Raw genomic sequence first — 1503 nt, forward strand, 5'->3', positions numbered from 1 at the left:
CCTCGGCTGATATGTAGCGGTTTCCTGTCAAGTGGGCAGGGTGAGGCGCCGCCGGGCTGGGTGCTCGGCGGCGCCTCGTTGTTCACGCGGCGGGTGTCCGGGGCGGCGTGTCGTGTGCGACGTGCGGTCAGTCTGATATTCGCGGGTTGGGTACCGCAGCACGGTGTTCCGGCTGGAGCAGTCGTCGCGGGTCTGAGGTCGAGCGTGACCACCGGGGTGGTTGCTCACAGCCGAGTCGCGGGTTGCTCCACGCGCTGCGTCCGGTCCGGGCGGGCGTGAACGGGATCGTGGGCCGGGGTTAGTCCATGACGGCCAGGGACCAGCACCAGCCGGCGAGCTCACGGGCGATGGCGGTGTTGGCGACGGTGTGTCTCTTCTTCCGGGCGGCCAGCACGGTCCAGCGGTGGTGCAGGCGACGGTTGCCGGAGTCTCCTCGGGCGGCGGCCGGGGCCGGTGCCAGGGCCCACCGGTCGAGCATGGTCTTGCCGGGGCTGTAGCGGGTCTTGTGGTGCCAGGCGGCCTCGACCAGCAGCCGGCGGGCGTGGGTGTTGCCGGTCTTGGTGATCCCGCCTTGGGAGCGTCTCTGGCCGGAGGAGTGCTCGGTGGGGACCAGCCCGAGGTAGGAGCCGATGGTGGCACCGCTCAGGCGGTGCCAGTCCCCGATCTCGACCGCGAGGGCGAACCCGGTCAGGGTGTTGATCCCACGCAGGCAGCCGAGCCGGTGCACGACGTCGGTGTACTCGCTGTCACGGGCCATCTGCGTGATGGCGGCATCGAGTCGGTCGCGGCGGGCCAGGGCGAGCTGGACGTGTTCGTAGTCGGCCTCGAACGCCGCGCGGGTGCCGGGCTGCTCCAAGCGGATGCGGCGCAGCCACGCGTCGTGCGCGAGCGTCCAGGCCTTCCCGCCGTAGTAGACGTGGCCGTGACGCAGCAGCAGCTTCGAGACCCGGTGCCGGGCCCGCATCAGGTCACCGCGCACGTCCTCCCGGGCCCTCACCAGGTCCCGCGCGGCTTCCTGGGCCACGCTCGGGACCGTGACCGGGACGATCTCTCCCAGCCGTAACAGCCGCGCCAGCAACAGCGCGTCCTTGGCGTCGGTCTTGACCCGGTCCCCGGCCGGGCGGACCAGCTTCGAGGGCGCCGCCACCACGCATCGGATCCCTGCCACGCTCAACGCCCGGTACAGCCCAAACCCCGTCGGGCCGGCCTCGTAAGTCGCCACCGCTGGGCCCGGCAGCTTCCGGACCCACCCGATCACCACCTCCGGGTCGGGCACCAACCGCTCCCGGAACACCTCACCCGTCAGCCCGTCGATCGCGACCGCGACCACCGATCGTGCGTGCACATCCAGCCCGACACTCGTACGCTCGTCCATCACCGGGGCCTCCTACGACTGTGGATAGGCCGAGCAGGCGCCTCCTGCTCGGTAACCCACGAACACTCGTGAGCGAGGCCCCGGCCCGCAACCCCCTCACCGCGAGGGCGTCACGTCATACCGTCTGA

Annotated in this window: 1 protein-coding gene; it reads right to left on the reverse strand. The window is 71.2% G+C overall.

All coding sequences use genetic code 11. From position 1 onward, the window contains the following. Positions 1 to 298: 298 nt before the first annotated feature. Positions 299 to 1375, reverse strand: a complete 1077-nt coding sequence (locus JQN72_RS18055; protein ID WP_204136528.1) for an IS110 family transposase — start codon at positions 1373 to 1375, stop codon at positions 299 to 301. Positions 1376 to 1503 lie beyond the last annotated feature (128 nt).

The sequence above is a fragment of the Phycicoccus sp. CSK15P-2 genome (assembly GCF_016888005.1).
Taxonomy (GTDB): domain Bacteria; phylum Actinomycetota; class Actinomycetes; order Actinomycetales; family Dermatophilaceae; genus Phycicoccus.

Bases quoted from the DNA above. Each gene is read 5' to 3' on its own strand.
- JQN72_RS18055 (WP_204136528.1), bottom strand. From the start codon at position 1,375: ATGGACGAGCGTACGAGTGTCGGGCTGGATGTGCACGCACGATCGGTG.